This window comes from Bradyrhizobium yuanmingense (assembly GCF_900094575.1).
Classification (GTDB): Bacteria; Pseudomonadota; Alphaproteobacteria; order Rhizobiales; family Xanthobacteraceae; genus Bradyrhizobium; species Bradyrhizobium yuanmingense.
In genome coordinates, this window is sequence record NZ_FMAE01000001.1 from 229,128 (window position 1) to 255,060 (window position 25,933).

20 protein-coding genes are annotated in these 25,933 nt (G+C 64.4%); 7 read left to right on the forward strand and 13 right to left on the reverse strand.

Going from position 1 to position 25,933, the window contains the following annotated elements:
- Positions 1–85: 85 nt before the first annotated feature.
- A complete protein-coding gene (locus tag GA0061099_RS01025) occupies positions 86–748 on the forward strand; it encodes a DUF2147 domain-containing protein (RefSeq protein ID WP_036006080.1) in 663 nt (220 codons plus the stop codon).
- On the opposite strand, the gene hpnN is transcribed toward GA0061099_RS01025, so the two are convergent.
- Entirely contained in the window at positions 716–3,304 is a 2,589-nt protein-coding gene (gene hpnN / locus GA0061099_RS01030) for a hopanoid transporter HpnN (protein WP_036023101.1), read from the reverse strand. The two genes, GA0061099_RS01025 and hpnN, sit on opposite strands and share 33 nt — an antisense overlap.
- Before the next feature lie 440 nt (positions 3,305–3,744).
- On the opposite strand from hpnN, the gene ispH reads away from it, so the two are divergent.
- Positions 3,745–4,671 carry a 4-hydroxy-3-methylbut-2-enyl diphosphate reductase gene (ispH, locus tag GA0061099_RS01035; RefSeq protein WP_036023099.1) on the forward strand — a complete coding sequence of 309 codons (927 nt, stop codon included), beginning with the start codon at positions 3,745–3,747 and terminating at the stop codon, positions 4,669–4,671.
- A 36-nt stretch (positions 4,672–4,707) separates the two neighbouring features.
- Positions 4,708–5,868 carry an adenosyl-hopene transferase HpnH gene (hpnH, locus tag GA0061099_RS01040; protein ID WP_036006086.1) on the forward strand — a complete coding sequence of 387 codons (1,161 nt, stop codon included), beginning with the start codon at positions 4,708–4,710 and terminating at the stop codon, positions 5,866–5,868.
- Positions 5,869–6,033: 165 nt separating this feature from the next.
- Here hpnH and GA0061099_RS01045 read toward each other — a convergent pair whose 3' ends face one another.
- From GA0061099_RS01045 to GA0061099_RS01070, 6 genes are all read right to left on the reverse strand, one after another.
- Complete coding sequence (locus GA0061099_RS01045; RefSeq protein WP_036006088.1) at positions 6,034–6,783, reverse strand: phosphorylase; 750 nt, start codon at positions 6,781–6,783, stop codon at positions 6,034–6,036.
- Positions 6,780–8,732: a squalene--hopene cyclase gene (gene shc, locus GA0061099_RS01050; protein WP_036023097.1), complete on the reverse strand. Its 1,953-nt coding sequence runs from the start codon at positions 8,730–8,732 to the stop codon at positions 6,780–6,782. The genes GA0061099_RS01045 and shc overlap by 4 nt, the downstream gene beginning before the upstream one ends.
- A 64-nt stretch (positions 8,733–8,796) precedes the next feature.
- A complete protein-coding gene (hpnE, locus tag GA0061099_RS01055; RefSeq protein ID WP_036023095.1) occupies positions 8,797–10,053 on the reverse strand; it encodes a hydroxysqualene dehydroxylase HpnE in 1,257 nt (418 codons plus the stop codon).
- Positions 10,053–10,892: a presqualene diphosphate synthase HpnD gene (gene hpnD / locus GA0061099_RS01060; RefSeq protein WP_036023093.1), complete on the reverse strand. Its 840-nt coding sequence runs from the start codon at positions 10,890–10,892 to the stop codon at positions 10,053–10,055. The genes hpnE and hpnD overlap by 1 nt, the downstream gene beginning before the upstream one ends.
- Positions 10,882–11,766: a squalene synthase HpnC gene (gene hpnC, locus GA0061099_RS01065; protein WP_036023092.1), complete on the reverse strand. Its 885-nt coding sequence runs from the start codon at positions 11,764–11,766 to the stop codon at positions 10,882–10,884. Before hpnC ends, hpnD begins: the two co-directional genes overlap by 11 nt.
- 190 nt (positions 11,767–11,956) lie before the next feature.
- Entirely contained in the window at positions 11,957–12,190 is a 234-nt protein-coding gene (locus GA0061099_RS01070) for a hypothetical protein (RefSeq protein WP_025035011.1), read from the reverse strand.
- A 458-nt stretch (positions 12,191–12,648) separates the two neighbouring features.
- Here GA0061099_RS01070 and GA0061099_RS01080 point away from each other — a divergent pair, with 458 nt between their 5' ends.
- Together GA0061099_RS01080 and GA0061099_RS01085 are read left to right on the forward strand one after the other, a co-directional pair.
- Positions 12,649–13,146, forward strand: coding sequence for a hypothetical protein (locus GA0061099_RS01080; protein WP_036006098.1), 498 nt, complete (start codon positions 12,649–12,651; stop codon positions 13,144–13,146).
- A gap of 91 nt (positions 13,147–13,237) precedes the next feature.
- Positions 13,238–14,071 (forward strand): hypothetical protein, encoded by an 834-nt coding sequence (locus GA0061099_RS01085; protein ID WP_036023090.1) that lies wholly within the window; start codon positions 13,238–13,240, stop codon positions 14,069–14,071.
- 21 nt (positions 14,072–14,092) lie between these two features.
- Here GA0061099_RS01085 and GA0061099_RS01090 read toward each other — a convergent pair whose 3' ends face one another.
- The 4 genes from GA0061099_RS01090 to GA0061099_RS01105 all read right to left on the reverse strand — a co-directional run bounded on the left by GA0061099_RS01090 (position 14,093) and on the right by GA0061099_RS01105 (position 20,577).
- Positions 14,093–16,459: an efflux RND transporter permease subunit gene (locus GA0061099_RS01090; protein WP_036023089.1), complete on the reverse strand. Its 2,367-nt coding sequence runs from the start codon at positions 16,457–16,459 to the stop codon at positions 14,093–14,095.
- Positions 16,460–16,667: 208 nt separating this feature from the next.
- Positions 16,668–17,453, reverse strand: a complete 786-nt coding sequence (eutC, locus tag GA0061099_RS01095; RefSeq protein WP_036023087.1) for an ethanolamine ammonia-lyase subunit EutC — start codon at positions 17,451–17,453, stop codon at positions 16,668–16,670.
- A 6-nt stretch (positions 17,454–17,459) separates the two neighbouring features.
- On the reverse strand, positions 17,460–19,046 hold the full coding sequence (locus GA0061099_RS01100) for a B12-binding domain-containing radical SAM protein (protein WP_036023085.1): 1,587 nt from the start codon (positions 19,044–19,046) through the stop codon (positions 17,460–17,462).
- A gap of 148 nt (positions 19,047–19,194) precedes the next feature.
- A complete protein-coding gene (locus GA0061099_RS01105; RefSeq protein ID WP_036023084.1) occupies positions 19,195–20,577 on the reverse strand; it encodes an ethanolamine ammonia-lyase subunit EutB in 1,383 nt (460 codons plus the stop codon).
- A gap of 235 nt (positions 20,578–20,812) precedes the next feature.
- Between GA0061099_RS01105 and GA0061099_RS01110 the strand changes: the two genes are divergently transcribed.
- On the forward strand, positions 20,813–22,552 hold the full coding sequence (locus GA0061099_RS01110; protein WP_036023111.1) for a methyl-accepting chemotaxis protein: 1,740 nt from the start codon (positions 20,813–20,815) through the stop codon (positions 22,550–22,552).
- A gap of 214 nt (positions 22,553–22,766) precedes the next feature.
- Here the strand turns inward: GA0061099_RS01110 and GA0061099_RS01115 are convergent, their stop codons facing one another.
- A complete protein-coding gene (locus GA0061099_RS01115) occupies positions 22,767–23,060 on the reverse strand; it encodes a hypothetical protein (RefSeq protein ID WP_225127281.1) in 294 nt (97 codons plus the stop codon).
- Between the two features lie 156 nt (positions 23,061–23,216).
- Positions 23,217–24,431, reverse strand: a complete 1,215-nt coding sequence (locus GA0061099_RS01120; protein WP_036023081.1) for an acyl-CoA dehydrogenase family protein — start codon at positions 24,429–24,431, stop codon at positions 23,217–23,219.
- Positions 24,432–24,968: 537 nt separating this feature from the next.
- Here GA0061099_RS01120 and GA0061099_RS01125 point away from each other — a divergent pair.
- The gene (locus GA0061099_RS01125; RefSeq protein ID WP_141697544.1) at positions 24,969–25,925 is read left to right on the forward strand and encodes a hypothetical protein; all 957 of its coding nucleotides are present in this window, start codon (positions 24,969–24,971) and stop codon (positions 25,923–25,925) included.
- Positions 25,926–25,933 lie beyond the last annotated feature (8 nt).

Sequence of the window (25,933 nt, forward strand, 5' to 3'; positions counted from 1 at the left end):
AAACGGTCTGTGCGGCCTTTTGCCCTTTTTCGGACCATCTTCGCAAGCACAGCTTTAGACCATGTTGCACTGCCAAGGAACACACATGCGTTTGGCCCTTTACACCGGACTAATACTGGCTGGCGGTTACGCCGGCCTGACGCCCGCGCTCGCCGCGGATCCGACCGGCGACTGGCGGGTCGCCGACGGCGTTGCCAACATTCGCGTCGCCCAATGCTATGGCAGCATGTGGGGCGCGGTTTCCTGGGAAAAACAGCCCGGCGGACGCGACGAGAACAATCCGGACGCCTCGAAAAAGAACAGGCCGACGCTCGGCATGGCAACCCTGATCGACATGAAGAAGAAGCCCGGCGTCGATCAGTGGGAAGGACAGGTCTACAACGCCAAGGACGGCCAGCTCTACAGCGCGACCATCACGCCGGCCGGTCCCGACCAGCTCGAGATCAAGGGCTGCGTCATGGGCTTCCTCTGCGGCGGCGAAACCTGGACCCGGGTCGGCCCGCCGATCCCTTCGAGCCCTGCCAACGCAATGGCCAAGGGCGCAGCGAAATCCAGCGGCACTGCGCCGAAGCCCCAAGGGGGGCAAGCGGGGCAAGGGGCCCAAGCAGCCCAAGCCGGGAGCGGCACCACCACGCCTGCGCCCGCAGCTCCCAAGGCCGCCGGCGCAGCCAAGCCCGGTCAGAAGGGCGCCGCCGACCCGGTCGGCGACATCTGCCTACTCGCTGAGATTGCGGGGTTTGCCCATTAGGGCCGGCTGGAACAGCAGCACGGCGGCGAGCGTCGTCACCAGCGACAGTGCCAGCAGCTTGCCCATGCTGGACGTGCCGGGATGGCTCGACAGCCACAGGCTGCCGAACGCGGTCGCGGTCGTCAGCGCGCTGAAAAAGATCGCGCGCGTCAGGCTGGTCTGGAGCAGGTTCGTCCTGCCCGAGCGCCAGGCCACGACATAATAGATCTTGAAGGCGACGCCGACGCCGAGCAGCAGCGGAAGCGCGACGATGTTGGCGAAGTTGAGCGGCAGGCCGATCAACACGCAGATCTCGAGCGTCACCGCGCCGGCAACCAGCAGCGGCACCAGCGTCATCAGCACGTCGACGAAGCGGCGCAGCGTGATCCACAGCAGCAGCCCGATCACCAGCAGCGCATAGATGCCGGCGTGGATGAACGCCTTCACAACGGTGTCACCGGATTTCAGGATCGAGACCGGACCGCCGATCGCAGTCGGCTCGGCCTGGAGAACCGCCGCCGCGAATTTGCGCAGCGTATCGTTGTCGTTGGGATCGCCCTTGGGCAGCGCCTCGACGCGGATGATGCCGTCCTTGCTCTTCCAGGCGCTGACGAGATCGGGCGGCAGCGAGCTCAGGGTGACGGGACCTGCCTGCATCGCGTTCCTGAGCTGGTCGAACACGATCTTCAATGGCGCGACGAACACGTCCTGCGCCTTGTTGCGCGTGGCCTCGTCGCCGTTGGCGAGCTTCTCGAGCGCGTCGGCAAGACGGCGCGAGGCAACAGCGCCCGGGCCCTTCGCGTCGCCCGCGGTCCGGCGCAGATTGTCGACCGACGATTTCAGCGATTCGACATTCTCCTGGTCCGTCGGCGCCGCGTCGATCTGATCGGGGTTGAGCGCCGGATTCAGCACCTTGGCGCCCTGCGCGATGAGCTTCAGCTTCGGCGGCTGGTCCTGCGGCACGAAGCTGTCGAGCGACATCACCCTCAGCACCTCGGGCACCTTCTCCAGCTTCGCCTCGACCTGCCTTGCCTGCTCCTCGGACGTGGTCATCACGTTGATGGCATTGGCACCAGTATTGGGGTCCTTGCGCAGATCGAGGAAGGTGGCGATCGACTCGGCGTGCGGATTGCGCAGGTTCATCGGGTTGAAGTCGAACTTCATGAAGTAGAGCAGCGGCAGGCCGCCGAGCGCGAGCAGCAGCGTGCCGCCGACGATCAGCACCCGATGCTTTTCCAGGAAGTGATCGAGCGGCGCCAGGAAGGCGTACCCGACAGGCTCCGGCTCGCCGGGCGGGTTCAAAAGCTTGAGCAGCGCCGGCAGCACGGTGATCGACGAGATGAACGCCACCAGCATGCCGACGCCGGCGATCTGGCCGAGCTCTGCGATGCCCTTGTAGTCGGTCGGCATGAAGCAAAGGAAGCCCGCGGCCGTCGCCATCGCCGCCAGCGACAGCGGCACCGCGGAGCGCTTGGCTGCCAGCACCAGCGCGCCCGCGAGATCATCGTGCTTGTAGCGCTCCGAGCGGTAGCGGACGCTGTACTGGATGCCGAAGTCGACCCCTAAGCCGACGAACAGCACCGCGAACGCGATCGACAGCAGGTTGAACGATCCGACCATCATCAGGCCGGCCGCTGTCGTGATCGCCAGGCCGACGAACAGATTGACGAACACCGCGAAGATGATCTTCGACGAATGCAGCGCGAGCCATAGGATGACCAGCACGACGAGAATCGTGCCGACGGCGTTGACGACCGCGCCCTCCTGAACGGTCGCGTATTCCTCGTTGGCGATCGGCACCGGACCGGTCAGCCGCACCCGCGCCTGGTACTTGCCAGCAAAATCCAGATCCGCTGCGGCCTTGCGGATCGCGTCGGTCGCATCCTTGCCGGGCTCCAGCGCGTTGTAGTCGAGGATTGGCTTGAACTCGATGAAGGCACGCTTGTCGGAATCCTTGAGCGGCTCGTCGCTGACGAGTTCGCGCCAGGAGAAGCTGGCATTGCCCTTGTTGAGCACGGTCTCGACCGTCTGCGCGATCAGGTTGAAGGGCCGCTCGGTGTTGTCGAGCTTGACCTGGCCGCGCTTGACACCGGCGAGTCCGGTTTCCAGCGCGCCGGTCAGGCCGCGGATCGAGGGATCGCCGGCCATGATCTCGATCAGCGGCGCAGCGGCTTCGAACTGGCTGGTGATCTTGGCGACCTCCTCGGTCGGCAGGAACAACAGGCCGTTCCGCTCGAAGAACTCGCCGCTGCCGAGCTGCTGCATGGAGTGGAAGTTGGTCTTGTCGTCCTTCAGCCTGGCATAGAGCGCGTCTGCCGCCGCGCTCGCCATTTCCGGCGTCCGGGCCTCGACTACAGCGAGGATCGTTTCGTTCTGATCGAACGCCTTGTCGAATTGCTGGTCACGCTTCCGCCAGTCCAGATTCTGGGCAATCAGCGAGTTGATATCGGTGTTGATGGCGAAGTGGCGAGCGGCGTAATAGCCCGCGGCCACCGAGAGCAGCAGCCCGAGAACGACGACGAGGGAGGCAAACCGGGTGCAGGCCCTGACGATGGCAACGACGACGCTTTGCAGCACTTCTTTTCTTTCTGCGGTTATCAGCTTGCCGGAAACGCCCGCTGTTTATCGGAGTTCCCGGGCGAAACCTATTGCTGTTTGGGTTGTTCTCGCCGCGCGAAGGTTCGAGGTAAACGGCGGGAGACCATGGCAAAATCATGCGGGCGGCCGGTATAGCCCGGGAGTTGAGGCGGGAAAGTGACCATTCCCAATGCACAAATATCGCGCACTTAAGAACATCTAAACCCTACTAAAATACCTCTCCCCGTGAGCTGTAAAGGTTCCGAGCTTTCCTTATTGCCGATTTTTTGACACAAAGTGTTGCGCCTCCATGGTGTACGGGTGCGCGGCTACCGCATGTGCGAACCAATGGTGCGGATATTGCAACTCATTGGGCAGTATTAGGGTGCCGCTTGGGGACAGACGAAGCGGATTGGTGCAACTTGCGTGATGGGCGTCCCATGGAAGTTTATCTGGCGCAGCCGCGCGGCTTCTGCGCGGGCGTGGTGCGTGCGATCGAGATCGTGGAACGAGCGCTGGAGAGGTACGGCGCGCCTGTCTACGTGCGCCACGAGATCGTGCATAACAAATACGTCGTCGAAAGCCTGAAGAACAAGGGCGCGATCTTTGTCGAGGAACTCTCCGAGGTTCCGCCGAAGGCCGTCACGGTCTTCAGCGCCCACGGCGTCGCCCGCAGCGTCGAGGAAGAGGCCGCCGCGCGCGACCTTCCGGTGCTCAATGCCACCTGCCCCCTGGTCACGAAAGTTCACAATCAGGGGAAGCGCTACATCGCCAGGGGCCGGACCCTGATCCTGATCGGCCATGCCGGCCACCCCGAGGTCGAGGGCACGATGGGCCAGATACCGGGGCCGGTGCAACTTGTTCAAAGCGTTGAAGAGGTTAAGGCCCTCACGCTGCCGCCGGATACGCCAGTGGCCTACATCACCCAGACGACCCTGTCGGTCGACGACACCAAGGACATCATCGCTGCCCTTCAGGCCCGCTTTACAGATATTCAAGGCCCGGATATCCGGGATATCTGCTATGCGACACAGAACCGCCAATCTGCGGTAAGGGACTTGAGCCGGCTGGTCGACGTGATCTTGGTGGTGGGCGCTGCCAACAGCTCGAACTCGAACCGGCTCCGCGAAATCGGCACTGAGGCCGGCGTCGCGAGCTATTTGATTGCGGACGGTAGCGAGCTCGATCCGGAGTGGTTGAAGGATGCCAAAACCGTCGGCGTCACGGCGGGCGCTTCGGCGCCCGAGGTACTCGTGGATGACGTGATCGAAGCGATGCGGCGGATCGGACCAGTGAAGGTCTCGGTGCTGCCGGGCCGCGAGGAAAACATCGAATTCCGGCTTCCGGCCCAACTGGCCGCAAGCTGACTCACCCGAATTGAAAAGCCCAGAAAGAAACTTGTAATGGCTATCCCGTTCTTCAAGGAAATGCGTATCGGCGGCTATTTGCTCAAGCAGAAACTGCTTGGCCGCAAACGCTATCCGCTCGTGCTGATGCTGGAGCCGCTGTTTCGCTGCAATCTCGCCTGCGTCGGCTGCGGCAAGATCGACTACCCGGACGCGATCCTCAACCGCCGCATGACGGCGCAGGAGTGCTGGGACGCGGCCGACGAGTGCGGCGCGCCGATGGTCGCCATTCCCGGCGGCGAGCCGCTGATCCACAAGGAGATCGGCGAGATCGTGCGCGGCCTCGTCGCGCGCAAGAAGTTCGTCTCGCTCTGCACCAACGCGCTGCTGCTGGAGAAGAAGCTCGATCTGTTCGAGCCCTCGCCCTATCTGTTCTTCTCGGTGCATCTCGACGGCCTGCGCGACCACCACGACAAGGCCGTGTCGCAGAAGGGCGTGTTCGACCGCGCGGTGTCGGCGATCAAGGCGGCCAAGGCGCGCGGCTTCACCGTCAACGTCAACGCCACCATCTTCGACGGCCACCCGGCCGAGGAGATCGCCAAATTCCTCGACCTCACCACCGAGCTCGGCGTCGGCGTCTCGATGTCCCCGGGCTACGCCTATGAGCGCGCGCCGGACCAGGAGCACTTCCTCAACCGCACCAAGACCAAGAAGCTATTCCGCGACGTCTTTGCGATGGGCAAGGGCAAGAAGTGGAATTTCATGCATTCCGGACTGTTCCTGGACTTCCTCGCCGGCAACCAGGAATACGAATGCACCCCGTGGGGCATGCCCGCGCGCAACATCTTCGGCTGGCAGAAGCCCTGCTACCTGCTCGGTGAAGGCTACGCGAAGACCTTCAAGGAGCTGATGGAGACCACCGACTGGGATTCCTACGGCACCGGCAAGTACGAGAAGTGTGCCGACTGCATGGCCCATTGCGGCTACGAGCCCACGGCTGCGACCGCAGCGCTCAACAACCCGCTGAAGGCGATGTGGGTGGCGCTGCGCGGCGTGCGGACGAGCGGCCCGATGGCGCCGGAGATCGACCTCTCCAAGCAGCGCCCGGCGCAGTACATCTTCTCCGAGCAGGTCCAGAAGAAGCTGTCGGAGATCCGCAAGGACGAAGCCGCTGCCGCACAGGCAAAGGCCGCGCAAAAGGCTTCGACGGCGGCGTAAAGCGCAGAGCCCGTAGCCCGGATGGAGCGCAAGCGAAATCCGGGATGGTCTCTCCAAGGCCCCGGATTACGCTTCGCTCCGTCCGGGCTACGAACGTCGAAACAAAAAGGCCCGGACGCCAATGGCGACCGGGCCCTTTCTTTATTCTCAGATCGAAGCCCCCGCTCACGCCGCCTTCGACACCAAGGCCTCGCTCTCGACGAACTCCGTCCCGATCAGATAATCGCGGCAGCCGCGCAACGACCGCAGGGCGCGGTTGAAGTCGATGCCGGTCGAGACCAGGGCATGCAGCGTTGCCGGATTGCGCACGATGCCGCGCAGCACGGCTCCGAGGTCGATCTGGCCGTTCGGCTTGATCGCGGCGCGGGCCAGCGCCGGCAGCGCGCGGTGGGCGGGGTCGCTGATGACGCGGACGGCGGCGAAGGGCAGCCCGGCGTCGGCGGCGTAGGCCGCGGCGATGTGGCTTTCCATGTCGACCGCGGCGGCCCCCGTCTCGGAGTGCAGGGCCGCCTTGCAGGAGCGCTTCGTGACCACTTCCTCGGCACCGGCGAGACTACCGCGCACGACGCGGCGGCGGCCGGACGTCAGGCGATCGATCAGATCGTCGCCGAGCGACAGGCCGGCGGCCCAGCGGGTGTCGCCGGAGAGCACCTCGGTCGCCAGCACGACGTCGCCGGAGCGCAAGCTCGGGTCGAGCCCGCCGGCCACGCCGAACGAGATCACACCGCGAATCGTCTCAGGATCCACCACCGTCAGAAGCGCCCGCAACTGGGTCGGGCTGCTGGATGAACAGATGACCGCCATTCCGGGCCCAGCCGCGATGCGGGCCTCCTGAACCAATCCGGTCACGATCAGTATCGGCCGCGGGTCGATGGCCTGACCCGCGGTAACATAGTCCCCCGTCCCCAAAGTCACATTCCGACCCCTACCACCCTGCTGTTGGTGTTCCGTAAGTTCCGATACCGCGCCAACGCCCACAGCGGAAAGAACTTTGGGTAACCATGATAACGTAGATAGAACACGCGGGGGAAGCCTGTGGCGGTGTACCGCTGCTCGTCCCACAGTCCTTTTTTGTCTTGTGTTGCAATCAGGTACTCCACCCCGCGGGCAACGGCCGGGTGATCAACCTCGCCTGCCGCCATCAGGGCAAGCAAGGCCCATGCCGTTTGCGAGGCGGTCGAGGGAGCGGCCTCCCAGCCCTTGTAGTCGAGGCGGTAGCTGACGGCGTCCTCGCCCCAGCCGCCGTCGTCGTTCTGGATCGAGGTCAGCCAGGCCGCCGCCTTGCGGATCATGGGGTCCTTGTGGTCGACCCCGGCCATGTTGAGGGCGCACAGCACCGACCAGGTTCCATAAATGAAGTTCATACCCCAGCGGCCGTACCAGGACCCCTCCGGGTGCTGGGTCTTCCGCAGATAGGCGACCCCGGCGGCCACCTGCTTGCTGGTCTTGGCGGTCTCACCGAGCTGGGCCAGCATCGAGATGCATCGCGCCGTGACGTCCTCAGTCGGCGGATCGAGCAGCGCGCCATGGTCCGAGAACGGGATGTTGTTGAGGTAATATTCGAGGTTGTTGACGTCGAAGGCGGCCCAGCCACCGTCGTCGCTCTGCATGCCCTCGATCCACTCCCGGCCGCGGGCGATCGCGTCGTCATAGCCGGCCGCACCGTGCTCCCGGCGCATGCGGTCCATCGACATCACCACGACGGCGGTGTCGTCGAGATCGGGGTAATGGGCATTGTTGTATTGGAAGGCCCAGCCGCCCGGGCGCACGTCGGGCCGCTTCACCGCCCAGTCGCCCTTCACCTCGAGCTCCTGCCTCGGGATCAGCCAGTCGAGGCCCTGCTTGGCGGCCGGCACCGCCTTGTCACCGCCGGCCTCCAGCAGCGCATGCGCGGTGAGCGTCGTGTCCCACACCGGAGAGACGCAGGGCTGGCAATAAGCTTCGTCGTCCTTGATGACGAGCAACTTGTCGATGCCCCGGCGCGTGATCGCGCGTGGCGGGAAGTTCTCGTCCTTGCCGAGGGCGTCGTACATCATGACGATGTTGGCCATGGGCGGGTAGATCGCGCCCATGCCGTCCTCGCCGTTGAGCCGTTCCTCGGTGAAGGCGAGCGCGGCGTCGATCGCGCGCTTGCGCAGACTCTTCGGAAACAGCGGCTCGATCACGCGCAGGATCGCATCGAGCGAACGAAACAACAGAAACCAGGCCATGCTCTGGTGCGGCGCCTTGGCGGTCATGCCGATCGAGCGCGGATCCTGCAGGAACAATTCGTCGATGCCGACGCCCTTCGGATTCCTCGCGCGCGGCTTCAGCGCGGCGATCACCATCAGCGGCACCATCGTGGTGCGCGCCCAGTAGGAGATCTTGTTGAGGTGGAACGGCGACCAGAACGGCAGCAATACGATCTCGATCGGCAGCACCGGCACCGCGCGCCAGGTCACGACACCGAAGGTCGCGAGAAGGAAGCGGGTGAAGACGTTGCTGTTGATCGCGCCGCCGCGGGCATGGATTGCCTCGCGCGCCCGCACCATATGCGGCGCGTCGATGGAGTCGCCGATCATCTTCAGCGCGAAGTACGCCTTCACGCTGGCGCTCATGTCGAACTCGCCGTCATGCACCAGCGGCCAGCCGCCATGGGTACCCTGGATGCGGCGCAGATAGTTGCCGATCTTGGCCTCGAGCACGGTGTCGACGGGCTCGGCGAGATAATGGCGCAGCAGAACGTATTCGGCCGGAATCGTGCAGTCGGCCTCGAGCTCGAACACCCAATGGCCGTCGGCTTGCTGGAAGCCGAGGAGGCCCTGGGTGGCCGACGCAATGCTCGATTCCAAAGCTTCGCGGCTGGTCGCGGTCACGGAATCCATGTCGCTCGATTGCTCCGATAGTCGATTGAAAGTTGACCGGGAGAATTGCCCGTCGGGCCGCCTTTCAGGATCCTTTGGCGGCCAGAACCAGATCGGCGGCGCGGTCACCCGACCGGACCGATCCCTCGATGGTTGCTGGCAATCCCGTAGCAGTCCAGTCGCCGGCGAGGAACAGGTTTTTCAGCGCAGTGACCGGCCCGGGACGCAGGGCGTTCTGGGCCGGCGTCGCCGCAAATGTGGCGCGGCGCTCGCGCACGATCTGCCAAGGAGGCAGCTCACCGGATACACCGCCCGCCTGGCAGACCTCGTTCCAGATCGTCTGCGCCAGTTCCTCGCGCGGCATATCGACCAGGCGGTCGCCATTGCTGATGGTCACCGAGAGCCGGTTCGGGAACGCGAACAGCCATTCCACCACGCCGCCGATCACGCCGAGGATGGGCGCCGAGCCCGGCGGCGGCTCAAAGCGGAAATGCGCGTTCACAATGGCGCGGAATTCGGTCGGCGTCTTCAGCCCCGGCAGCAGGTTGGCTGCCGCGCGCGGCGGCACCGCCATCACGACGACATCGCCCGCGCCGAGCTGGATCAAATCCTCGCTGCCGAAATTCAGTGCGGTCACCTTGCCGTCCGTGCTGACGAACGAGCGCAGCTCATGGCCGAGCTGAACGGTGTGGCCACGCTCTTGCAGAAACTTCACGGCGGGCTCGATCAGAACCGCGCTGAGACCATCGCGCGCAATCAGCGGACGGCAGGCCTGCCCGCCCGCAAGCAGCGTCTCCCGCACGATCGCGCCGGCGAGCCCGGCCGAGCCCTCGGGCGGATCGACGTTGAGAGCTGCCAGCAGCAGCGGCTGCACCAGGCGCTGATAGAGGATGCCCTCGGTCGGAATCGACTTGCCGACCAGCGTCTCCTCCGACGCCCAGATCAGTGGCGCCAGCTTGAGATAATCGGAAAGGCCGGTGTCGGGCACGCGGCGGCTTTCGTCGAGCATCCAGGTCGGCCACCGGCCATCGCCGAGATCGATCTGCCAGCGCTGCCCGGTCTTGACATCGACGAACGGAAATTGCGCCCGCTCGGGGCCGACCAGGCCCGCCTCGGTGCCGATCGCGCGCGCATAGGCGCGCGCATGGCTGTTGCCCGACAGCAGCAGATGATTGCCGTTGTCGATGGTGAGATTGGTGGCGCCGTCGAAATAGGACCGGCAGCGGCCGCCGGCCTGGTGCGTCGCCTCGTGCACGGCGACCTTGAAGCCGGCATTGGCGAGCCGCACGGCGGCGGAGAGGCCGGAAATTCCAGCGCCGATGATGTGAGCTGTGTTTTGCATCAGATGAAAGCGTAACGGAGCAGGATCAGGATGCGCGTGATCTTCGACACACGCACCGGCTCGCGCGGCGCGGTGAAGCCGCGCGCGATCAGGAGGTCCAGAATGGAATGGTAGTATTTTGACATGATCCGCGGCGCGCGCACGGCGCGGCGCCTGTTGCGGTTCATGATCTCGTCCGACTTCTCGAAGTGCACCTTGGCGCGCTGCGCCAGCGGCATGCAGACCTTCGGCAGCGCGCGCTCGGCGATCACGCGGTTCGGATCATCAGAGGTGATGCCGGCATGCAGCAGCGCCTCGCGCGGCAGATAGAGCCGGCCAAGGCCGGCGTCCTCGTCGATGTCGCGCAGGATGTTGGTGAGCTGCAGCGCGCGGCCGAGGTGGTGCGCGAGCAGGATGCCGTCTTCCTCGGGCATGCCGAACACGCGCACCGACAGCCGCCCCACGGCGCTGGCGACACGGTCGCAATACAGATCCAGCGTCGCCATGTCGGGCGCACGGATGTCCTGCGGCACGTCCATCTCCATGCCGTCGACGATGGCGAGGAAATCCTCGCGCTTGAGCCCGAAGGTCTTCACCGAGACGACATAGTCCTTCAGCCGCGGCGGCGGATGGCCCTGATAGAGCGCGTCGATATCGTTGCGCCATTCCTGAAGTGCGGCGAGCCGCTCGTCGCGCGGGCCGTCGGAATCGGCGATGTCGTCGACCTGGCGGCAGAAGCTGTAGATCTGAAACATCGCTTCGCGCTGATCACGCGGCAGGATGCGCATCGCGGCATAGAACGAGCTGCCGGATGCGGTCGAGCCGTAATTGGCGCCGGGCGTGGTCGCCTCAAGCGTCATGGGCAGTCCCCGGTCTGGAAATGGCCTTGCGACGGATCGCACGGCGGCCAACTTCGCCGATGATCCCGGCGAGGCTGAAGGCGAGCAGCTCGAATTTGTTCAGATGCACGCGCTCCCGCAAGGGATCGCGTACCTTGAGCAAGCGCACGATGCGGTCGGCATAGGCCTGGATGACGGAGACGTCGACGCCGAGACGGAAATCCCGGATCTCGGCTGCGAGCGACCTGCCCTCTCCGAGCAGCGCCTCGTTGCGTGCGGCGAGGGACTGCAGGCAGGCCAGCATCGCCGGCGGCGACTGCGCGAGACCGAGCTGCTCGACGGTGGCGCCGTGTGCTGCCAGCGCATCGCGCGGCAGATAGACGCGGTTGAGCTCGCGATAATCCTTGCCGCAATCCTGCAGGTGATTGTTGATCTGAAGGCCCGCGCAGAGCGCGTCCGAGGCGGCCCATGTCGAGGTGCTCTCGCCGTGAACGTCGAGCATGAAGCGGCCGACCGGCATCGCCGAGTAGCGGCAATAATGGATGACCTCGTCCCAGGTCTCATAGCGCAGCTTGGTCACGTCCATGCGGAAGGCGATCAGCACGTCGAGCGCATGACGTGGCGCCATGCCGCGCTCGGCCAGCGCGCGGCGCAAGCTGACGGCCTCAGGCTGGGTGTCACCCTTGCCGAGCAGTTCCGCCTCGAGCAGATCGAGATAAGCGAGCTTCTGGTCGGGGGGGAGCGTGGCGTGATCGGCGATGTCGTCCGCGGTGCGGACGAAATTGTAATAGGCCAGGATCAGGGCGCGATGACGCGGATGAATGATCCAGGACGCGACGGGAAAATTCTCGTCGCGGTCACCCTTGCCGGATCGCAATTCGCTCGCAGAGGTCATCGAGGGCTGGTTTACAATCGTTTGGACAGGAAGGGCTTTTTCGCTCGGGCGGGCTCACGCCGGCGACGCCGCCGCGGCCCCCATATAGGGGAATACGGCCGCAAAACCAATCCTGTCCGTCGATGGCTGCCCCTTCGAATTGGGCCCGGAAAAGCGGCCGAGGGCCGCCTTTCTAGGCCAATGGCCGAGTTTATTGATTGTGGTTCTTCAGCACCTGGTCGCAGGCCTGCGAGATCTTGGCCCGGTTCTCCTTGAGGCAGGCCAGGATGGTGAAATCGCCCTGGTCGATGACCGGGCGGCAGAACTTCTGCACATCGCGGGTGCAGGCCTTCTGCTCGGCGTCCGTGCCACGCCCTTGTTGGGCGAACGCTGCCGTCGAAAGGGAGGCCGACAGCAGGGTGAGAGCGACGAGAAGATTGCGCATTGTATTCCTTCATTCTGACGGCAGAATCGCACCGATCCCGGACTGCGCAGGGCGGATGGCCGGAACGGATTGGTTCTGATGGCAAGTCGCCGCTTGTAGCGGCCTCAGGGAAGGCACAAGCACTGGCAAATGCGGCCAAATTGGCGCCGCCCCCGCCGAATCAGGTCTTCCCCGCGCCTTCATTGACAGATGTAAGGGATTGATACTACATCATAATTCGGGAGCATTGCGTTTTAATGCAGACCTGTTGCCGCGCTGCATCTCTTCGCCCGTCCTCGGCTGCCGGAAACATGACGAAGCGCGGCAAATCGCGGCCCCTGGAAGCACGGCGCGGTCGCGTGAACCGCCGTCTCTGGCCGCAGGGCTTTGAACCTGCGACTTGCTCGGAGCACTAAACTTTCGATGTGGCGAGACGTTCTCGATCGAAGCGAACGTCATTCCAAAGCGGGATATTCGAGATGACATTCTTTTGGCGATCTGGACTGGCAATCAGGGCGGCCGGCATCGGGGTGGCGCTGCTCTTCTCGGCATCGGCAAGCCACGCGCAGTCGTCCGGACCGTTTGCCGGTTTCGACGGCGCGTGGACCGGAACCGGCACGGTGTCGCTGTCCGACGGCTCCACCGAGCGCATTCGCTGCAAAGCGGACTATAAGGTCGCCGGCAGCGGCCTCAACCTGAAGCAGGCGCTGAGCTGCGCCTCCGACAGCTACAAGTTCAACCTCACCAGCGACGTGACGAGCCAGGGCGACCGCATCTCCGGCAACTGGAGCGAGTCCAGCCGCAACATCTTCGGCAATCTCCAGGGCACCGCCGGCGGCGGCCAGATCGAGGTCTTCGTCGAGGCCAACGGCTTTGCCGCCAACCTGTCGCTGCGCACCAACGGCACCAAGCAGACGGTGCAGATCTCGTCCAAGGGCGAGATCCGCGGCGTCAACATCACGATGACGAAGGGCTGAAGGCCTTTCGCACGCAATGAGGAACATGCCCCCGGTTCTCGCGAGCCGGGGGCTTTTTGCTGACACGAACTGACCGGCTGGATTTGCTGAGATGGACCCGATCCGCAGACATCTGCTGAAGGCCGCCGGGCTCTTCGTGGCCAGCCGCGCCTTCGCCAGCGATCGGCAGGGAGCGAACATGCAGCCTTCGTCCGTGAAGCCGCGTCACGTGCTCTGCTTCCTCGGCAAGAATGAAAGCCTGCTGCATCCGCCCAAGGCGGTGGCGAAGACGATCGCCGATTTCGGCTTCGAGATCGACCGCACCTATTCGCAAGCCAAACCCGATCCGCACATGGAGCGCTCTTTCGGTGTGTGCTGGGACCGCGTCTTTCCGAAAGCGTGGTCCGAGGCGGACGAAATGGCCGTACTCAATCACAAAGCGGTCCTCTACGTGCTGAGCCCGCCGATGGAGCAGCACAAGACGGTCGCCTATTCAGCTGCCGCCTTGCGAATTGTCGAGGAGATGATCGAGGCCGGCGCCACGGCCGTGAAAGGAGAAAGCGCGGGCGTTGCCCACGGCCTGGCGCGATGGCGGCAACTGGCCCAGGAGTGCAAGGCCGCCGCGAACCCGAGCCAGGGCCTTGCCGTCACGGCAGCCATGGCCCGGACCTGCCGCCTCGCCTTCGCCAAGCGTCCGCTTGCCGGCGACACCTACAACGAAAGCGTCGGCTTCCACCTCGTCGGACTGCCGGATATCTATGTCGCGCGATCGCGCGGCAGCGACCGGAACGCAGCGAATCTGATGGACGAAATCGCGGACGCAATGGCCGAGCGCGGCATCGAGGCAACGCTGCGCGACCGCAAGCTCGCGCTGTCGCGGGAGCAGGACTACGCCGAGGGCGACTTCAAGTTCAATCCGTACGGGATCGTTCGTATCGGCGCGTGAGGGCGGTCCGGCGCCGGCCCCTCAGATCGCCTGCTTGTCCGCGCCATGCAGCTTGGCGTGCAGATTGATCAGCCACATCGCCGTCGGCCGGAGGATGAAGAGATCAGCGACCAATGCCATCACCATCGAGAAGGCGCTGAGCCAGCCGAACAGCCGCAGCGACGGCAGGTCGGAGAACACGGTGACGACGAGGCCGCAGGCCAGCACCACCGTGGTCAGGATCAGCGCAGGTCCCACCAGCACGGTGGCCCGCTCCACCGCGAGCGCCGAGCCGACACCCGGCTTGTTCTCCAGCCGCAGGCGGTTGAGGAAGTGGATGGTAGCGGAAAGGCCGAGGCCGAACGAGACCGTGAGCGCAACGACGCTGGCGAATTGCAGCCCCTCGCCCATCGCCCACAGCACCGTGCCCGACATCACCACCGGGAAGATGCCCGGCAGAATGCAGGCGAGCGTCACCACCCAGGAGCGGAAGGCGAGGCCGATGAAGATCGCGACCAGCGCGAATTCGATCGTGAGGCCGTGGTTCAGCTTCTCGATCATGTTGGCCGAGTTGCGCGCGGCGATGGCGGCGAGACCCGTCACGGCGATCTCATAGCCCGGATGCTTCTTGCGGACGGCGTCGAGCTCCGAATCGAGCTTGTCGACGATCGGCAGGAGCTGGCTGGAATCCTTGTCCGGCACGCGGCCGGCCACCACGACAGCGTCCTGCTCGGCGTCGATGAAGCGGCGCACCAGGTGCTCGGGGATGACGCTGACATATTCCTTCAGCGTCGCGACGTCGGCACTGCCGGCCTTTTCCGCCAGCCAGCGGCGCAGCGTCTCCAGCGACCACACGTTGCCGACCCCTGCGGATTTCTCGACTGTCGCGTGCACCTCGGCGATCGTCTGGAGCGTCTGCGGCGAATAAAGCGATTCACCCTTCGGGAACACGATCAGCACGTTGACGGGATTGGCGCCGGTCAGCTTGGCGTCTAACCGGTCGCTGGCGGCAACCGCCTGGCGCTTGTCCGGCACCTGGTCGGCGAGCCGGTAGCGCGGCTCCAGATTGGCATAGATGACGCCGAGGCCGCCGACGAACAGCACCGCCAGCAGGCTGAACAGGCCGGGCCGGCCGACCATGCGCACCGCAATCCAATAGCAGAAATTGCGCAGCGCCTGTACGCCGGCATCAGCGCCCTGGAACTTGACTGCAAAGACCTTCTCGTTGCGCACGAACAGCACGCCGAAGACAGGCACCAGCGACAGCACCGCGACCAGCGCGATGATGGTGGCGGCAAGGCCCGCCTCGCCGAACTTGCGGATCAGGTCGGAGTCGGAGAATTGCAGCGCGATGAAGGAGATGCCGGCGGTGCCATGCGTCAGCACGCAGGCCGGGCCCACCACCAGCACCGCGTTCTTGAACGCGGTGAACTTGTCCTGGCCCGCGATCAGCCGGTCGCGCGCGGCGAAGGTCAGCTGCATCGAGTCCGAGAAGCTGATGACCATGATGAGCGGCGTCATCACGTTCAGGAACATGTTGAGGTTGAAATTGGCCCAGCCGAGCGCGCCGAGCGCCAGCAGAATCGCGATCATCGGCGGGAATGCCGCCGCGATCATGAACGAGATCTTGCGGAAGAAGATGATGGCGATGATGCAGCCGGCGAGGATGCCGAGGATGTTGTAGGTCAGCCCGTCGCGCTCGACCGCGTTGCGGATCTCGAGCTGCATCACCGGGACGCCGGAGAGCTGCACGTTGAGGCCGGTGTCCCCGAGCGTCTCCTTCATCAGCGCACGGATGTCGGCGACGGTCTTGGTCAACTTGTTGGAAGCGACCACCTCCGGATCGAGCGACAGCACGACCAGCGCCAATGTGCCGTCCTCCGACAGCAGCTTGCCGCGGATGATCTCGTTGTTCTTGACGGTCTCGATGAACTTGTCATAGGCCGCGCCCTCCGGTAGCTCGGGCGGGAACAGGGCCGCCGGCAGCTTGCCGGGGGCCGGCGCCTGGCGCGCCGAGAACAGCGAGACCAGCCCGCGCGTGCCTTCGACCAGCTGCAGGTCGGTGACGAAGTCGCGCAGCTTCTCGAGGTTGCTGCGTTCCAGGAGGGTCTTGCCCTCGACCACGACGAGGACGTCGAACTCCTCCGCCGGGAATTTCTTGGTGACCTCTTCGTACTGGCGGAACTCGCGGGTGTCGGAGCGGAACAGCTGCGACAGCGAATCGTCGATCTTGATCCGGTAGATGCCGAACACCGCGCCGACGATCAGCGCGAGCAGGACGATGCAGGAGACGATCGGGGCCCGAACGGCGATCAGCCCGAGACGCTCCAGCCCGAAGGCGATGGAGGACGTAGATCCCTGCTCGACCTTGTCGACATGAACCTCACTCTCGCTGTGCTTTTCGAGCATGCCTTGTCCAGTTCCTAAATCGGCTCGGGCTGTGAGCTTATCGCGCCGCGCGAACGGCTTGAAAACGCCATACCAATGGGAGGCTTGCCCTTTGAAAATGCGCGGAAAATCGCCGGCAGCGGTTTAGCAGGTCAACAGGTCTTTTCGCAAGCAGGCCCGGCGCGGCCGAATCGATCAGAAAAGTGGCGATCCGGGCGTGGAATGACCGTCATCCCGGCGAGGATGTGCCAATCTGGCGCGGCGCGCGGTCCGCACTCTCGTCCTTCAGCGCCACGCCGGTGATCTCCCGGGCCAGCCCCTCGCGGACCAGCCAGGCGATCTTGAACGCCGCCTCCTCGTGGCTCAACCCGGCGTGGTGGATGTTGGAGACGCAATTGCGCTCGGCATCGGTGCGGCCGGGCCTCGGCGCAAAGGTCAGATAGGCGCCGAGGCTGTCGGGCGCGGACAGGCCGGGCCGCTCGCCGATCAGCATCATGACCATGCGCGCGCCGAGAATGGCGCCGATCTCGTCGCCGAGCGCGACGCGCGCGCCCGAGGCGACGACGACATGGCCGATCGCGACGGCATCCCCCTGCGCAAGCGATTGCAACAGGCGCCTTACCACGATCGCCGCATGGCTATGGACCGCCGCCGCGGACAGGCCGTCTCCGATCACGACCGCGAGCTGGCACGGCGCCGAGATGCTTCGTGCCAGACGCTGAGCCGAGCCCGGGTCGAGCTGTCGTCCCAGATCCGGCCGCCGCAGATAGTCGCCGCGATCGACCGCCCGGCTCCTGACCTCGGTCACCGCAACACCGAGTGCGTCGAGATCGGCGATGAGACGCGGCGTGTCGAAGGCCGCATGCACAGCATCGCGCGCGCGGGCATGGTCCAGCGTGAAATCGAGCAACGCTCTCGTCGGCAGGCTCGCGCCGCTGCGCCCCAGCGCGACGCGCGCAGGCGTAAACGAGCGCAAATCGAGGGTCGGACGGCGCGGCAGGGCCGGGTCAGACATGTGGCATCATTCGGCGGGCACGGCGGCCTCGCGCAGCCGGATCGAATAGTTCGAGGCGTTCTGCTTGCCGCTGGAGGCCGCGCGCGCAAAGGTGATGAGATGGTGCGCGACCAGCGTGCAGCCGATCAGGCCTTCGATGTCGCCGCGCTTGATGCGGCCCAGCGCGAACTTCCAGAACACGCGCCTATAGTCGCCGAGCACGCCGACCTTCCAGAAGATGTTGCGCAGTATGACGAGGCCGCGCCGGATGCTGCGCCAGGTCTTCATCTCGTCCGGCACCGGTACCTTGAGCCGGTTCACATAGACGTGGTCGCATTGGTGCTGATAGCGCGCGTAGACCTTGTCGGGCGCGTAAGCGACTGCCATGGCGTGCTTCCAGGACGCGACGACCTCGTCATAGGGCAGCAGGAAGTCGACGTTGGAATCGCGGCCATCGTCCTCGACCAGCCGCCCCTCGCGCTCAAGCCGGTCCCATAGCGGTGTCTTCGGCAGCGCCTGCAGCAGATTGATGGTGAGCAGCGGAATCCGGGACTCCTCGACGAAGGCGAGCAGCGCCTCCGAGGTGTTCGGCTTGTCGGTGTCGAGCCCCATGATGATGCCCGAGACCACCTCCATGCCATAGGAATTAATGGTGCGCACGCCCTCCAGGATCGGGACCATCATGTTGTGGTCCTTCTGCATCGCCTTCAACGCGTCGGGATCCGGCGTCTCGATGCCGCAGAAGATGGTGATGAAATAGGCCTCGCGCATCTTCTCGAGGATCTCGGGGCGCTTGGCGATGTTGAGCGTCGCCTCGCAAGCGAGCCGCACCACGTAGCCGGTCCGCTTCTGCCACTCGATCAGGTGCGGCAGCAGGTCCATGGCCGCCTTGCGGTTGCCGATGAAATTGTCGTCGACGAAATAGACCGTGTCGGTCATGCCGCATTCGCGCAGGCGGTCGAGCTCGGCGATGATCTGCTGCGGCGTCTTGATGCGCGGATTGCGGCCGTAAAGGCCGGGGATGTCGCAGAACTCGCACTGGTAGGGACAGCCGCTGGAATATTGGATGCTGCCGAGGAAGTACTTCTTCACGTCGGCGAGCTCGTAGGCCGGGATCGGAAACTCCGTCATCGGCACGCGGTCCTTGGTCGTGAGCACGACCTGCTGTTCGGGCCGCGAGGTGCCGCGCGACAGGATCTCGATCAGCTGGTTGGTGGCATCGCCGAGCTCGCCGACATGCAGATAATCGAAGGACGGGTAATAGTCGGGACAGGCGCTGACAGAAGGCCCGCCGAGCGCGACCGGCAGATCGAACTCATGGGCGCGGCGGCAGATGTCGTTCATCTGCTGGCGCTGGATGTGCATGCCGCTGACGAAGACGGCTTCCGCCCATTCGAACTCCTCCCTCGTCGTGCGGCGCAGGTTCTCGTCGACGAATTTGACCTGCCATTCCTTCGGAAGATAGGCGGAGATCAGCAGCAGCCCTTGCGGCGGCATGAAGGCGCGGACGCCATCGGTCAGGGGATAGGAATGCTCGAACGTGCCGAAGGACGAGGTGTAGCGCGGAAACACGCAGAGAATCCGCCGGGACGTTCCGTTACTTTCAGCTCGCATCAAAGCTCCCCCGCCACACTCAACCGATGGTGCGGAAATTGCCAGCCCGACACATAGCGTAATGCTGTCGGCGGAATTTCTCAATATTGTGGCGTAAGCATAATTCCGAGAGGCGCCGATGGTTTCCCAACCGAGTTGACCTTCCGCCTCATGCGATCAGCCGCGCGGCAAAATCGGGCAGCAGGCCTGCATCGCCGGCAATCCGGAAATCGGCACCTGCAATGCCCGAGCGCGCCAGCCAGTCGTCGAATTCCGGCGCGCGGCGCAGCGCGAAGACGTCCCTGACATAGAGCGCGTCGTGAAAAGACGTCGACTGGTAGTTCAGCATGACGTCGTCGGCACCGGGAACACCCATGATGAAGGTGACGCCGGCGGCGGCGAGCAGCGTCAGGAGATTGTCCATGTCGTCCTGATCTGCCTCGGCGTGGTTGGTGTAGCAGATGTCGACCCCGAGCGGCAGGCCGAGCAGCTTGCCACAGAAATGATCCTCCAGCCCCGCGCGGATGATTTCCTTGCCGTCATAGAGATATTCCGGGCCGATGAAGCCGACCACGCTGTTGACCAGCAGCGGAGCGAAGGCGCGGGCGACCGCATAGGCGCGCGCCTCGCAGGTCTGCTGGTCGACGCCGTGATGGGCGCCCGCCGACAGCGCCGAGCCCTGGCCGGTCTCGAAATACATCAGGTTCCGCCCGACCGTGCCGCGCGACTGTGACAGCCCGGCCTCTTGCGCCTCCTTCAACAGTGCGAGGTCGATGCCGAAGCTGCGGTTGGCGGCCTCGGTGCCCGCGACCGACTGGAAGACGAGGTCGACCGGCACGCCCTGCCCGATCAGCGACAGCGTCGTCGTGACATGGGTCAGGACGCAGCCTTGCGTCGGGATCTGCAGCCGCGCGATGATCTCGTCGAGCAGCCGCAGCAATTGCGCGATGACGGCGGGGTCGTCGCTGGCGGGATTGATGCCGATGCAGGCATCGCCCGCCCCCAGCAGGATGCCGTCGAGGATTGAGGCGGTGATGCCCCTTGCATCGTCGAAGGGATGGTTCGGCTGCAGGCGTGTGCTCATCCGCCCCCTCAGGCCGATAGTGTTGCGAAAGGCGGTGGTGACCTCGCATTTCCGCGCCGCCAGGATCAGATCCTGGTTGCGCATCAGCTTCGACACCGCGGCCGCCATCTCCGGCGTGATGCCGGGCGCCAGCTTGCGCAGGATCTCGGGCGTTGCGGCGTCCGACAGCAGCCAGTCGCGGAAGGCGCCGACCGTCAGCGATGCCACCGGCGCGAACGCCCTAGCGTCATGGCTGTCGATGACGAGGCGGGTGACCTCGTCGGCCTCGTAGGGAACGACGGCTTCCTGCAGGAACTGGCCGAGCGGCACATTGGCGAGCGCCATCCGCGCGGCGATCATCTGCTCGGAGCTGGCAGCGGCAATGCCGGCCAGCCGGTCGCCGGAGCGCGGGGGTGTCGCCTTGGCGAGCAGGTCGCGCAGGTCAGGGAAGCTGTAGGTCGTGGCGTCGATGCTGTGGCGGTAGACCAAGGGTCTCTCCGGGGTTGCTCGGCCAACGGCCGACTCCAAGACTATCCCAAAAGACTATCCTGAAACTAAACCTTCGGATCAAGACGCTGAAATGACTTACCTTTCCTTCGACCAAGGACGGAGGCGGCCAGGCCGCGCGTTAACGAGGCGTCCATCTTCGTTCTGCATAGTTTTGCAACAATTTGCCTGACCCCGTTCACCGGCCGGTCAGGCCAATCCGGGCTCCTTGAACATCATGACATCCGACCGATCTGGGAATGCCGCCAAGCCGGCAGGCCGCTTCACGCTTGCCAGCAAGCTCTATGCGATCTTCGCGCTGTTCGCGCTGCTCACGGGAGCGATCGCGATCTTGTCCGACTACAACAGCCGCCGCAGCGCGGACCTCGCAGTCGCGATTGAGACGGCCAATGCCGCCGCGCTGAACGTCGAGCGGGTCAACTCCCTCGTCTATGCGGTGGTGATGGAATCGCGCGGCATCTACATGTCGACCGAGCCGGCCGTGGTGAAGAAATACGGCGACGGCCTGCTCAAGTTCAACTCCCAGATCCTCGACGTCGTGAAGCGCTGGGAGACCATCGTCAAGGCCGACGATGCCGAGCAGTTCGCGACCTTCAAGAAGCGCATCGAGCAGTTCGTCGAGTTCCGCAAGGAGCTGGTGCGGCGCGGCGTCGAGATCAACGCGGCAGCGGGCCGCGAATGGGGCGACAACGACGCCAACCGCAGCGTCCGCTCGGCGCTGAACAAGGACCTCGAGGCGCTGTCCAAGGTCTATGCCGAGCGCGGCAGGCAGATCGCGCAGCAGACCGAGACCGCCCGCACATTGTCGTTCATCCTCACCTGCCTCGGCGGCGTGGCGCTGGCCCTAGTCGTCGCTGGCATCGTCATCATTGCCCGCTCGATCGCCCGGCCGCTCGCCGCGATCACCGCCACCATCAAGCAGGTCGCCGACGGCGCCGACGATGTCGTGGTGCCGCACTCCGACCGCGCCGACGAGATCGGCGCGCTGGCCCGCGCCATCCAGGTGTTCCAGGACTCGATGGGGCGCAACCGCAACCTCGCCTCGCAAGTGTCGCAAGACGCCGCCGCGCGCGAGGAGCGCGCCCGTCACGTCGAGCGGTCCGTCGAGCAATTTCGCGAGGCGATCGGCGCGATCATGCGCGGCCTCAGCGACAACGCCTCCGTCATGCGCGAGACCGCGCAGACCATCACGCGTGTCACAGCGGATGCGAGCAGCCGCGCCGGCACCGCGGCGAACGCCACCGAGCAGGCCTCGCACAACGTCACCGCGGTGGCGGGCGCGGCCGAGGAGCTTTCGGCCTCGGTGGTGGAGATCGGCCGCCAGGTGCGGCAGAGCGCCGGCGCGGTCGAGCAGACCGGCCAGCGCACCGAGAAGTCGATCTCCGAGATCGAGAGCCTCGCTGCAGCCACGCAACGCATCGACGGCGTGCTCAACCTGATCCAGGCGATCGCCGAGCAGACCAACCTGCTCGCGCTGAACGCCACCATCGAGGCGGCGCGCGCCGGCGATGCTGGCCGCGGCTTTGCCGTCGTCGCCCACGAGGTGAAGGCGCTCGCGGGCCAGACCGCCAAGGCCACGGCCGAGATCAGCGAGAACGTCGCGATGATCCAGGCCTCGACGCGGAACGCCGTCGACGCCGTGCGCGAGATCGGCGGGGCGGTGCGCGAGATCAACGAGGTCACGTCCGCGATTGCCGGCGCCGTCAGTCAGCAGGACCAGGCCACGCGCGAGATCTCCTCCAACGCGCAAAGCGCTGCCCAAGGCAACGAGACGCTGGTGGCGAACATCACCTCGCTGCGCGATGCCATCGGCGAGACCGATACCGCGGCGGCTTCGGTGTTCACCGCAGCCAGCAGCCTGACCGAGACGGCGCAGACGCTGTCGCGGGAGGTGGAGACGTTCTTCCAGAATCTGCGCGCGGGGTCGGCGGACGGTCGCATCGCCAAGGCGGGGTAGCGGCCCGCCTGGCGCCGCGAAAACGGTCGCTCCAGCAAAAACGGAAAAACAACCCCATGCACAGTAGACGGGGGTCAGCTTTTTCAATGGCTTGGCGGCCCGGCGCGAAGCCCTGCTGTTTTTACGGACCGATTTTGACTCGTCGGGCAAAACAGGGGCATGATGTCAGCATGCCGAGCGTGGCGCCTGTGCCGCGGCTGGCAACCGAACGGGGTTACCGCTCCGAACCCGATCGAGCGACCAAGATCCGGACGCGGCCGCCGGCATCCTCGAGCTCGCGGTAACGACTTAGTTCGGCCTGGAGCTCCGGATCGGACCTTGCCCAGGCCAGCCAGTCGAACGGGACCGCGCTGAGCAGCCGGGTATCCACGAGGATCACATCCGGACGACCGGCGCGCAGGTCCGCGAGCAAGTGCCGCCGCTCGAAATCGATGATGCTGTCCAGTCTTGCGCGCTCGCCTTCGGCATCGGACGTTTTCTCGCGCAAAAGCGATCTGTGCTCTTTCACCTGGGTGAACCCGCCATGGCGTGCAGGGTCACTCTCGGTCAGCAGTTACTATCGTACTACACTGATCTGAGGCCATACTGCATCGCGGCCAAAAGACTTGCCCGTCGCGGCGCTTCGAAGCGCCGCCGATGCGCAATCCGGCCAAGGGCCACGGCGCTACCCCATCACCCCGCCGCGCCTGATCAGCTCCTTCCCGACGGCCGCGAGATGCACTTGGTCCGGCCCGTCGCCGATGCGGATGAAGCGGGCGTAGACGTAAGCCCGCGCGAGGAACGTGTCCTGCGAGACACCGGCGGCGCCGTGAATCTGGATGGCGCGGTCGATGACGCGGGCGGCCATGCTGGGGACCACGATCTTGGCCGCGGCGATCAGGTCGCGCGCGGCCTTGTTGCCCTCGCGGTCCATCTTGTCGGCGGCCTGCAAGGTAAGCAGGCGGGCTTGCGCGATCTCGCAGAAGGAATGCGCGATGTCCTCGCGCACCGAGCCCTGCTCTGCGAGCGGCTTACCGAAGGCGACGCGCGAGACCGCGCGCTGGCACATCAGTTCGAGCGCACGCTGGGCGCAGCCGATCAGGCGCATGCAATGGTGGATGCGGCCGGGGCCGAGCCGGCCTTGCGCGATCTCGAAGCCGCGGCCCTCGCCGAGCAAAATGTTCTCGGCGGGCACGCGGACGTTGTCGTAGACGATCTCGGGATGGCCGACCGGCGCATCGTCATAGCCGTAGGTGAGCATGTCGCGGACGATGCGCACCCCACGCGTATTCTTCGGCACCAGGATCATGGATTGCTGGCGATGGCGGTCGGGATGGTCGGGTGCGGTCTTGCCCATCACGATCAGGATCTCGCAATCCTCGTTCATCGCGCCCGAGGTGAACCATTTGCGGCCGTTGATCACGTAGTCGTCGCCGTCACGCCGGATCTCGCACTGGATGTTGGTGGCGTCGCTGGAGGCGACCTGCGGCTCCGTCATCGAGAAGCCGGAGCGGATGCGCCCCTCGAGGAGCGGCTTCAGCCAGCGCTCCTGCTGCGCCTTGGTGCCGTAGTTTGCGAGCACCTCCATGTTGCCGACATCGGGCGCGGAGCAGTTGAAGACCTCGGGCGCCCAGAGGATGCGGCCCATGATCTCCTTCACCGGCGCGTATTCGAGATTGGTCAGACCCGGCCCGTGCTCGCCGGACAGGAACAGGTTCCAGAGCCCCTGCTCGCGCGCCCGCCGCTTCAGATCCTGAAGGATTTGCGGAGTCTTGTAGCGTGAAGCTTCCGGCTTGACCTGCTCGTAGTAGAGCTCCTCGACCGGCTCGACATGGGCCTGCATGAACTGGCGAACGCGCGCCTGGAGCTCCAAGGAACGGGCGGAGTGCTGAAAGTCCATGGTGGTCTCCTTTTCCCTTCTCCCCTTGTTGTGGGAGAAGGTGGCTATCGCGACGTTAACGTCACGGGCGATTAGCATAATCTGGAGTTCGGGCTCGTTCATGGCGCCCTCTCGCGTGCACTAACGCACGCGGCTTAAAAGCGCATGATGAGCCCCCCTAGCGTCGGTGTTCGGTCGAAGTCCCCAAAGGGGAGGCTATTGCTCCATTAGCGCATCATCAACGTCGGACCCACAATCATGGATTCGATCTGGCACCTCCCCGTTCTGCCAAGATGTCACACGCTAGACGCGCAAACCATCTTGACCGGCCAACAACTCGCGCTAAGGTAGAGGGTAATAATTTCCTATAACGCTCTCAAATTTTTAGACGTACGACGGGGAGAAAGCCCGACGCGATTGTTGCGTCCAAAATTCTTCGAGTATCCATCTACTTCAACATGACTGACTAAAGAATTTTCAGCGCCATCGATGTGCGGTGGGCATTCGCATGCCCGCGCCGCCCCGAAATTTCAGTATGCCATGCAAGGAGTGTTTGTGATGTCAGACGAAAACCCCTGTGCCACTCATCAAGATGCCCTGCTTGCGAGGGCAACCGACCTCAGCAAGAACCTCAAGGATAGGATCAAGTCGATCACCGGAAAGTATGAGCAAGAGTTCGAAAGATTGCGGGAAGAAGGCCCAGACCCTGACAACCCGATAGAAGGTTGGATCGGTATTGATATCGATGTGTCCTGGGAGGTCGTGACGATCAAGCTGGACTTGCCTGAAGTGACTATGAAGCTTCAGGATTGGAGTTTTGATATACCGCAGACCGAGTTGGTACAGAGAGAGATCATCTTCCACACTCCCTCCGTCAGAATGGAAACCCGCAAGGTTGGACAGTATCCAGAATTTCACGGCTTTACGGTGAGATGGAAGGATATCCTTATCGATGTACCAGTGCCCTTCATGCAAGAGCAAAAGATCATCATGGGCGTTCCGGAGTTCCGTATGGGGCGCGTCGGCGTGAAGTTACATATCCCTGAGTTCGCCATGAGAACGCAGGAGATCAAGTTGAACCTTCCGCAGTTCACGGTGAAGAATATTCGAGCGGAAGTGCGGACAGTTGAGGAGCGGTCTCAACAGCTGCAGGCAGCGATGAAGGCAGAAGTGGCAGCTGGGCGCAAGGAAGTAGCCAATAGCGCCGGGACCGATATCTCAAAGGCCGCAAACACGTTGTTCACGTGCCTGCGCACGAACATACAGGTCAAGAAAGATCAAACCCTCGCGGTTCTAGAGCCCTCGATCGTCATGTTCCGTGATACCGCCTCAAAGCTGCGGAGTATTAACTCCACTGAAACGTCGGCGAGAGCAGCCGAGATGGAAGGTCAGCTTTCGGCGCTCCTGGAGCGTAAAGCCCAGATTGCCAAGGACTTCGAGAAGCAGATCGATGATCTGATCGAGCAGGAAAAGAAGACTGTCGAGGCTATCCTCGGCGGACTACGGGCCGCCTAAGCATTGCG

What these genes read in the sequence shown, in the direction of transcription:
- GA0061099_RS01080 (WP_036006098.1), top strand. Translation starts at nt 12,649, where the DNA reads ATGACATTCTTTTGGCGATCTGGACTGGCAATCAGGGCGGCCGGCATC.
- GA0061099_RS01085 (WP_036023090.1), top strand. Translation starts at nt 13,238, where the DNA reads ATGGACCCGATCCGCAGACATCTGCTGAAGGCCGCCGGGCTCTTCGTG.
- hpnE (WP_036023095.1), bottom strand. Translation starts at nt 10,053, where the DNA reads ATGCAAAACACAGCTCACATCATCGGCGCTGGAATTTCCGGCCTCTCC.
- ispH (WP_036023099.1), top strand. Translation starts at nt 3,745, where the DNA reads ATGGAAGTTTATCTGGCGCAGCCGCGCGGCTTCTGCGCGGGCGTGGTG.
- GA0061099_RS01070 (WP_025035011.1), bottom strand. Translation starts at nt 12,190, where the DNA reads ATGCGCAATCTTCTCGTCGCTCTCACCCTGCTGTCGGCCTCCCTTTCG.
- GA0061099_RS01110 (WP_036023111.1), top strand. Translation starts at nt 20,813, where the DNA reads ATGACATCCGACCGATCTGGGAATGCCGCCAAGCCGGCAGGCCGCTTC.
- GA0061099_RS01100 (WP_036023085.1), bottom strand. Translation starts at nt 19,046, where the DNA reads ATGCGAGCTGAAAGTAACGGAACGTCCCGGCGGATTCTCTGCGTGTTT.
- hpnD (WP_036023093.1), bottom strand. Translation starts at nt 10,892, where the DNA reads ATGACGCTTGAGGCGACCACGCCCGGCGCCAATTACGGCTCGACCGCA.
- GA0061099_RS01025 (WP_036006080.1), top strand. Translation starts at nt 86, where the DNA reads ATGCGTTTGGCCCTTTACACCGGACTAATACTGGCTGGCGGTTACGCC.
- GA0061099_RS01125 (WP_141697544.1), top strand. Translation starts at nt 24,969, where the DNA reads ATGTCAGACGAAAACCCCTGTGCCACTCATCAAGATGCCCTGCTTGCG.
- GA0061099_RS01120 (WP_036023081.1), bottom strand. Translation starts at nt 24,431, where the DNA reads ATGGACTTTCAGCACTCCGCCCGTTCCTTGGAGCTCCAGGCGCGCGTT.
- hpnC (WP_036023092.1), bottom strand. Translation starts at nt 11,766, where the DNA reads ATGACCTCTGCGAGCGAATTGCGATCCGGCAAGGGTGACCGCGACGAG.
- GA0061099_RS01090 (WP_036023089.1), bottom strand. Translation starts at nt 16,459, where the DNA reads ATGCTCGAAAAGCACAGCGAGAGTGAGGTTCATGTCGACAAGGTCGAG.
- hpnH (WP_036006086.1), top strand. Translation starts at nt 4,708, where the DNA reads ATGGCTATCCCGTTCTTCAAGGAAATGCGTATCGGCGGCTATTTGCTC.
- shc (WP_036023097.1), bottom strand. Translation starts at nt 8,732, where the DNA reads ATGGATTCCGTGACCGCGACCAGCCGCGAAGCTTTGGAATCGAGCATT.
- eutC (WP_036023087.1), bottom strand. Translation starts at nt 17,453, where the DNA reads ATGTCTGACCCGGCCCTGCCGCGCCGTCCGACCCTCGATTTGCGCTCG.